The sequence below is a fragment of the Micromonospora sp. M51 genome (assembly GCF_018070305.1).
GTDB lineage: Bacteria > Actinomycetota > Actinomycetes > Mycobacteriales > Micromonosporaceae > Micromonospora > Micromonospora parva.
Genome location: NZ_JAGPXZ010000243.1, coordinates 1 through 7,752 on the forward strand (window position 1 = coordinate 1; position 7,752 = coordinate 7,752).

Below are 7,752 nucleotides of genomic sequence, written 5' to 3' on the forward strand. Positions count from 1 at the left end.
CCGCCTTCGTGGCCGAGACGCTCCGGTTCGCGCCGGCCATCGACGGCTGGCTCCGGGTGACCACCCGCGACGTCACAGTGGGTGCGGTGACGATCCCCGCCGGGGCACGCTGCCTGCTGTTGATCGGCGCGGCGAACCGGGACCCGGCGGCATTCCAGGACCCGGACCGGTTCGACCCACACCGACCCGATGTGGGCAACCACCTGTCGTTCGGTCACGGTCCACATTTCTGCATCGGCGCGGGATTGGCACGACTTGAGGCCGGCATCGCCATCAGCCGACTCGCCCAAACCATTCCCGGCCTCCGACTGTCGCCGGAGCAACATCGTTCATACAAACCCAATGTCGCGTTTCGCGCGCACCGCAGACTGCTCGCGACAATCGATATCCCGGCGTCCTCGGACGAGCCGGTGGCACGCGGTGGCGCGACGGCCGAAGTGCGCGCCGGCTGAGCGCCGGCGATGTCGACCTACCGACGGGTCGAGGGGTGGGGACGTGCGAGGCTTGTCCGCTCCGCCCGGCGCATCTCCGTGCCGGCACCGGTCCGGCCCGCGCCGTTCGCGCTTTGCCCGACGATCCATGCCGGTGAACGTCTTCACACCCACCGCATCATGGGTTAAGAATTGCTCTCTGCGAATGTCCAGCTCATTGGCCGGTCTCGATCCCTCATCGGTCGCTGAATGTCCGTTCCACGAAGGTGAGCGCATGGAGCACACGTCCCCGTCGAGCTCGGCTCACTCCGCGGCCAGTCAGCGGTTCCGGTGGGAGTTGCGCAACTGTCGCGTCAAACGGGGCCTGACCCAACGGGCCCTGGCGGACCTGGTGCGGTTCAGCCGGGAGACGGTCGCCGCGGTCGAGTCAGGTCGCCGGTTCGGCAGCCACGAGTTCGCGCTGCGCTGCGACGACGTGCTCGGCACCGGCGGACGACTGGCCGCGCTCTGGCCGCAGGTCGCGGCCGAGCAGTTGGCTCAACGGCCAACCCGAACCGGACGACCCGCAGCGGCGGCACCCACCGGTCGGGCCCCCCGACAACCAGCGCTGACCCGGCGGATCCGCCACGACCGCGCGGCGTCACCGGTCGCTGACGTTGGGTACAGATGCTGGTACGGGCAGTTTGTACCACGGCCAGGTCTGGTCTACGAGCGCGGCTTCCGGCCGAATGGGACTTGCATTCGGCAACGTGCGGATAGACCGTCATCGACGAGTCGTGGGAGTCAATCTTGGCGTCGAGCACCCGGTCCCACGCGGCCAGACCCTACCCGACGCGCCGACGCGGCTGGAAGATAGCCGGTCGGATGCGCCTCATCGTGGCAGCCCCGCTCATCGCGGTGATCGGCTTCGCCGGTCTCGCACTGACCGAGAGCGCACGCCAGACGGCCCGTGCCAGCGACCTCCAGCTCCTGACACAGGTCGGTGCCGAGGCCGGCGACCTGGCCCACCGGCTGCAACGCGAACGCATCGCCGCCGCCGACCTGCTCACCTACGCCCGGCCGGAGCAGCAGGACGCCTTCGTCGCGGAGGTGGCCGCCACCGACGAAGCCGTCGCCCGCTACCGCGCGCAGCGAGGCCGGCTGTCCGCCGACAACGATGCCAACCCCGAGCTGATGCGGCGCATCGACGCGGCGCTGAACGGCCTCGCCCCGCTGCGCACCCAGGTCCGCACCGCCACCCACGCGTCGGTGTCCGCGATGACCTTCAGCTACCGCATCGCCATCGCCGACCTCATCAACCTGCGGGAGAACGTCTCCCACGGCGTGGTGGACGCCCAACTCGCCGACGGGATCCGCGCCTCGGCAGCACTGTCGAAGACGGCCGAGGCCATCGGTCAGCAGCAGGTGGCGGTGCTGCGCGCCGTCGCGGGCGGCGAGCTGACCCCGGCCATGCAGCAGGACATCACCGCGGCCCGCACCAGCTACACCGAGTCGAGCCTGTCGTTTCTGGCGCTGGCCCCACCCGAGTGGAGCCTCTGGTGGGAGCAGGCCGGCACCGGCAAGGAGGCGCTCGCCCTGCAACGGATGCAGGACGAGGTGTCCCGGGCACAGCCGGGTTCGCAGCTGAAACTGGAGACCGACGACTGGGTGTCCACCACCCAGACGCGCGCCACCCGCCTGGCCGACCTGCGCGCCCGGGTCGACGACGCGGTCCGCGACGACGTCCGGGCCGCGCACGCCGACCAGCGCCGTCGGGCCGTGGCCGAGGCGGCCGGCGTCATCCTGGCCCTGATCCTGACCGCGTTGGTGACCTGGGCCGTCGCCCGGCAGATCACCCGACGGCTACGCCGCCTACGGGACGCGGCAAACGCCGTGGCGTTCGAACAGCTTCCCGCCGTGGTGGCCCAGCTCCAACAGCCCGGCAGCGCCACCGTCGACCCGCAGAAGCTGGCCCACCAGCAGTCCAGTGCCGCCCTCGAACCGTCCAGCGACGACGAGATCGGCGAGCTGGGCCAGGCCTTCAACGCCGTGCACCAGGCGGCTGTGCGGACCGCCGCCGAACAGGCCGTCATGCGCGCCAACACCGCCGACATCTTCATCCACCTGAGCCGCCGCGAACAGCGGCTGGTCGACGCCGTCCTGGCCCAGGTCGACCTGGTGGAGCGGGACGAGACCGACCCCGACCGGCTCGACCAGCTGTACACGCTGGACAACCTGGCGACCCGGATGGGCCGGATCAACGCCAGCCTGCTGGTGCTCGGCGGTGTCGGCGTGGGTCGTGTACGCCAGCGCGACGTCCCGCTGCAACAGGTGCTCCAGGCGGCGCTGTCCCAGATCGAGCACTACGCGCGGGTCCGGCTCGGCATGATCGACGGGGACGTCGCGGTGGCCGCCAAGACCGTCGACGAGGTCGTGCACCTGCTCGCCGAACTCATGGACAACGCCACGACGTACTCGCCACCGGGCAGTGAGACCTGGGTGAGCGGTCGGAGCCTGGGCGACCGCGTCATCGTCCAGATCAGCGACGAGGGCGTGGGGCTGTCCGCACAGCGGATGCAGCAACTCAACGAGCTGCTGGCCCACCCACCGGCCATCGACGTCGCCGCCGTACGGGCGATGGGGCTGGTCGTGGTGGGTCAGCTCGCGGCCCGGCTGGGCGCCACCGTCCAACTGCGACGCGGTCCCCGACGCGGCGTCCTCGCCGAGGCGACACTGCCCGCGGCGATCATCCGGTCCCTGCCACCGGAGGAGTACCAGCTCGCACCCGGACGCCTGTCGCGGCGAGCGGCGCGCACGGCCAACCCGCCGCCGCCGTACCAGCCGCGCCCCGAACCCACCGCCGGACGCCCGGCGGCGGAGCGGACCCTGCCGGCGGCGCCGGTGTTCCGGTCGACTCCCCCACCGCCGGACCGGGGTGACGCACCCACCGAGGAGCTCCTCATCTTCGAACAGGTCAACCACTGGTTCCAGAGCGACGTCGTCGACGTCCCGAACGGTCAGAACGGCCGGCAGTGGTCCAGCCCCGCCGACGACGCCTGGCGTACCGCCGCCCAGGCGCAGACCCCCGAGGTCGCCACCACCACCAACTCCGGCCTGCCCAAACGGCAGCCGCAACGGCACCTCGTGCCCGGCGGTGTGACAGTGCCCCAGCAGCAGCAACGGTCCGAGTACCGCGACCCGGCGCAGGTGGCGACAGCGATGGCCGCGTACGCGCGGGGCGTGGCGAACCGACGGCGCACCCCGATCAACAGCGGCAACTCATGACGCGACAGGAGAGCACGTGAGCGACCAACAGGATCTCGGCTGGCTGCTGGACAACTTCGCGGCGCGCGCGGCCGAGGTCAGCCACGCGATCGCCATTTCCAGCGACGGCCTGATGGTGGCCGCCACCCGCGACCTGCCACCGGACCGGGCCGACCAGTTGGCCGCCACGGGTAGCGGGCTGGTCAGCCTGCTGCGCGGGGCGGCGGCCTTCTTCGACGCCGGCGCGGTGATCTCCAACGTCACGCAGCTCGAGGGCGGGTTCATGTTCTCGATGGCTTTCAACGACGGCGCCTCGCTGCTGGTGCTCGCCGCCCCCGAGTGCGACGTGGGCAAGGTCTCCTACGAGATGACCGAGCTGGCCAACCGGATCGGGGACGCACTGACCCCGGCTGCCCGAGCGGCGCTCGCCCGCACTCGCTGACCACCCCGGCACCCCCACGCCGGAGACCCTTCCCCTTCCTCTGGAGTCAGACATGCCTCTCACCACGCCTTGGCGCAGCCGTGCCCTCACCGCCGCGCTGCTCGCGGCCGTGCTGACCACCGGTACGGCCTGCGGCGACGACGCGCCGGGCCCGAGCGCCGGCGGCTCGATAAAGATCGGCCTGCTCGCGTCGCTGTCCGGGACGTACCAGGCCGTCGGTACGGAGATCCGCGACGGCTTCCAGCTCTACCTGGACACCCACGACGGCAAGTTGGGCGGCCGGCAGGTCGACCTCATCGTCGCCGACGAGGGCAACGGCGCCCAGACGGCCGTCCCGGCGGCGACCAAGCTGCTCAAGCAGGACCGGGTGTCGGCGCTCACCGGCATCGTCGGCGGCGGCTCGGTCGCCGGAGTCACCCCGGTGCTCAACGAGACCAAGGTGCCACTGGTCGGCTCGAACGGTCGGCCGGAACTCAAGGACGTCTCCCGCATCTGGCACACCTCGTACCTGTCCGACGAGCCCGGGGCGGCGATCGCCCAGCACGTCCGCGACAACGTGAAGGGCTCCGTGTACGCGATCGGCCCGGACTACCAGGGTGGTTGGGACGAGCTGCGCGGTTTCACCGACGCGTTCAGCAAGATCGGCGGGAAGCTCGCGAACGCCGACGGCAAGACGACCTTCACGCCGTTCCCGGCCACCACGAACTTCCTCCCGTACTTCGCCCGCATCAAGGCCTCCGGCGCGGCGGCCGTCTACACCTTCTACGCCGGCAGCGCCGCCGTCGACTTCGTCAAGCAGTACGCGCAGTCCGAGATCAAGGACATCCCGTTGTACGCGGCCGGGTTCCTCACCGAGGGCGGGGTGCTCAACGCGCAGGGCGACGCCGCCCGGGACATCTACTCGGTGCTCAACTACTCGCCGGACCTGGACAACGCGGAGAACCGCGCCTTCGTGGCGGCGTGGAAGGCGAAGCACGACGGTTCACCGACGACCTACGCGCTCGCCTCGTACGACGCGGCGGCGGTGCTGGTCCGGGCGGCCGTCGACGACCCGGAGATGGTCGCCTGTCTGGGCGTGAGCCCGGCGCGGATCCGGGCCGGTGTGCTCGCCGCCGCCGGTGCGCTGGCCGGCGCGGCCGGGGTCCTCGGCGCGCCCATCATCGGCCCCGGCACGGACACCGCCGACACCGTGCTGCTGCTCTCCCTGGTGGTCGTCGTCCTCGGTGGTCTCGGGTCGATGGCCGGCACCCTGCTGGCCGCGCTCGCGATCGGCGAGATCCAGACGCTGGGCGTGGCGTTGCTGCCGGCCGCCGCACCGTTCCTGCTGTTCGCCGCCATGGCGGCGGTGCTGGCGGCGCGGGCGCGCGGCCTGGCCGTCAGGTGGCGGACGGCATGAGCGGCGAGGTGATCCGACGGGCACGCGGTGCCGTCGCGGCGCTCGTCCTGGTGGGCCTGGTCGTGGCGCCCTGGGTGGTCGACGACTACACCACGGCGCTGCTCGCCCGGACGCTGGCGCTGGCCCTGGTCGGGGTGAGCGTGGCGCTGCTCACCGGCGTCGCCGGCATGCCCACCCTCGGGCAGACCGCACCGTACGCGGCGGGCGCCTACGCCTGCGCCGTGGTCGGCAGCCGGGTCTCCGACGTCGGCGTGGTGCAGCTCGTCGTCGCGGCGGGCGCCGGGGCGCTGTTGGCCGCGCTCATCGTGCCGCTCGTCGTGCACGCCCGGGGGGTGATCGTCCTGATGATCACCCTGGCCATCGGCGAACTCGTGGTCGTCGTCCTCGGGCGCTGGCGGTCGGTGACCGGTGGCACGGACGGGCTGGCCGGTGTCCCCGCGGTCCGCCCGTTCTGGGGGCTCCCGGCGCTCGCCAGCGACCAGGGCCGCTACCTGTACGCCCTGGTCGTCGTGGCCACGCTTGTCGGCGCGGTGCTGGTGCTGCTGCGTACCCGCGCCGGGCTGGTACTGCGGGCCGGCCGCGACGACGAGACGCGGTTGCGCGCCAGCGGTCACCGGGTGGCGGTGCACCTGTCCGGCGCGCACATCGCGGCCGGGGCGATCGCCGGAGCCGCCGGGTCGGTCCTGGTCGTCGCCCAGCAGTACATCTCCCCCGCCGATTTCGGCTTCGACACGTCGGCGCTGCTGCTGCTCGGTGTGGTCATCGGGGGCACCGCCTCGGTGGGCGGCGCCCTGGTGGGCGCGGCGCTGGTCATCGCCGTCCGGGACTGGTTGTTCGGGGTGCTGCCCGGCCACGCGCCACTGGTGCTGGGCGCACTGTTCGTGGCGACTGTCTACCTGCTGCCCACCGGGGTCAACCGGGCCCGGTCTCGGCTGTCGGAGGCCGCTGCGCCACAGCCGGACCCGCCCGCCGCCCAGGAGCGGGCCACCGTCGGGGAGGTGGGCCGATGACCGGCCTGCTCGACGCCCAGGAGGTGAGCGTGCGGTACGGCTCACTCGCCGCGCTCGACGGCGTGGACCTGTGCGTCCACGACGGTCAGCGGCACGCGCTGATCGGCCCGAACGGGGCCGGCAAGAGCACCCTGCTCGACGTGCTCGGTGGGTCCACGCGGCCGCAGCGCGGCACGGTGCGGTTCGCCGGACGGGACATCGGTCGGCTCGGCCCGGCGGCCCGGGCGCGGCGGGGCATCAACCGCATCCACCAACGACCGGCGGTCTTCGCGACGCTGACCGCGGCGGAGAACGTGGTGGTGGCCGCGCTGCCACGGGTCATCCCCCGCCGCCGGTGGTGGCCGGCCGGACGTCGGCGCGCCGCGCAGCAGCTGGCCGGTCCGCTGCTGGAACAGATGGGGCTCACCGCCGTCGCGGCGGTGCCCGCCGGGCACCTCGCGCACGGGCAACGACGCCAGTTGGAGATCGCCATGGCCCTGGCCGGTCGCCCCCGCCTGCTGCTCCTCGACGAACCGGCGGCCGGGTTGTCCGCCGTCGAGGTCGGCCGACTGGTCGAGCTGCTCCAGGCGTTGCCCCGGGCCGTCGCCGTGCTGCTCGTCGAACATCGACTGGACCTGGTGTACGCCCTCTCCGACACGGTCACGGTGCTGCGCGACGGTCGGACCCTGGCCGCCGGCACACCTGACGAGATCCGTACCTCGCCGCTGGTGCGGCAGGCCTACGCGGACGGGGTGGCGTGATGCTCACTGTGGATCGTCTCTGCGCCGGCTACGGCGGGGGAACCGTCCTGCACGAGGTCACCCTGCGGGTGCGCCAGGGTAGCATTCAGGCCGTGGTGGGCCGCAACGGGGCGGGCAAGAGCACGCTCGTGCACACCATCGCCGGGCTGGTCCGCCCGTCCAGCGGTCGCATCGAGGTCGGCGGGGTGCACGTCGCCGGCCGGCAACCGCACCGCATCGCCCAGGCCGGCGTCGGTCTGGTACCGCAGGGCCGGCGGGTCTTCTCCCGGTTGACAGTGGCCGAGCACCTGCACCTGGCGGCCGCGCCGTGGCGGGCCCGCACCTCCGGCGGCGAGGGCTGGACGGTCGCCCGGACCCTGGACCTCCTGCCGAGGCTGGCGGCGCGGCTGCGACACCGCGGCTGCGAACTCTCCGGCGGCGAGCAGCAGATGCTGGCGATAGCCCGTGCGCTGCTCGGCCAGCCCCGGGTGCTGCTGCTCGACGAACCGAG

The 7,752-nt window shown here is 72.6% G+C and carries 8 protein-coding genes; all 8 read left to right on the forward strand.

The window, feature by feature from the left end; translation table 11 throughout:
• Window positions 1-8 precede the first annotated feature (8 nt).
• A complete protein-coding gene (locus KBX53_RS15145) occupies window positions 9-452 on the forward strand; it encodes a cytochrome P450 (RefSeq protein WP_309140779.1) in 444 nt (147 codons plus the stop codon).
• 253 nt (window positions 453-705) lie between these two features.
• Complete coding sequence (locus KBX53_RS37300) at window positions 706-1,287, forward strand: helix-turn-helix transcriptional regulator (RefSeq protein ID WP_210859919.1); 582 nt, start codon at window positions 706-708, stop codon at window positions 1,285-1,287.
• Between the two features lie 8 nt (window positions 1,288-1,295).
• Window positions 1,296-3,695 carry a nitrate- and nitrite sensing domain-containing protein gene (locus KBX53_RS15155; RefSeq protein WP_210859921.1) on the forward strand — a complete coding sequence of 800 codons (2,400 nt, stop codon included), beginning with the start codon at window positions 1,296-1,298 and terminating at the stop codon, window positions 3,693-3,695.
• A gap of 16 nt (window positions 3,696-3,711) precedes the next feature.
• Entirely contained in the window at window positions 3,712-4,116 is a 405-nt protein-coding gene (locus tag KBX53_RS15160; protein WP_030336260.1) for a roadblock/LC7 domain-containing protein, read from the forward strand.
• 52 nt (window positions 4,117-4,168) lie between these two features.
• Window positions 4,169-5,512, forward strand: coding sequence for an ABC transporter substrate-binding protein (locus KBX53_RS15165; RefSeq protein ID WP_210859930.1), 1,344 nt, complete (start codon window positions 4,169-4,171; stop codon window positions 5,510-5,512).
• A complete protein-coding gene (locus KBX53_RS15170; protein ID WP_156057879.1) occupies window positions 5,509-6,522 on the forward strand; it encodes a branched-chain amino acid ABC transporter permease in 1,014 nt (337 codons plus the stop codon). Before KBX53_RS15165 ends, KBX53_RS15170 begins: the two co-directional genes overlap by 4 nt.
• Window positions 6,519-7,262, forward strand: coding sequence for an ABC transporter ATP-binding protein (locus KBX53_RS15175; protein ID WP_210859933.1), 744 nt, complete (start codon window positions 6,519-6,521; stop codon window positions 7,260-7,262). Before KBX53_RS15170 ends, KBX53_RS15175 begins: the two co-directional genes overlap by 4 nt.
• Window positions 7,262-7,752, forward strand: a 491-nt coding sequence (locus KBX53_RS15180) for an ABC transporter ATP-binding protein (protein ID WP_210859931.1), incomplete at its 3' end; no start/stop codon positions are given. The genes KBX53_RS15175 and KBX53_RS15180, both read left to right, overlap by 1 nt.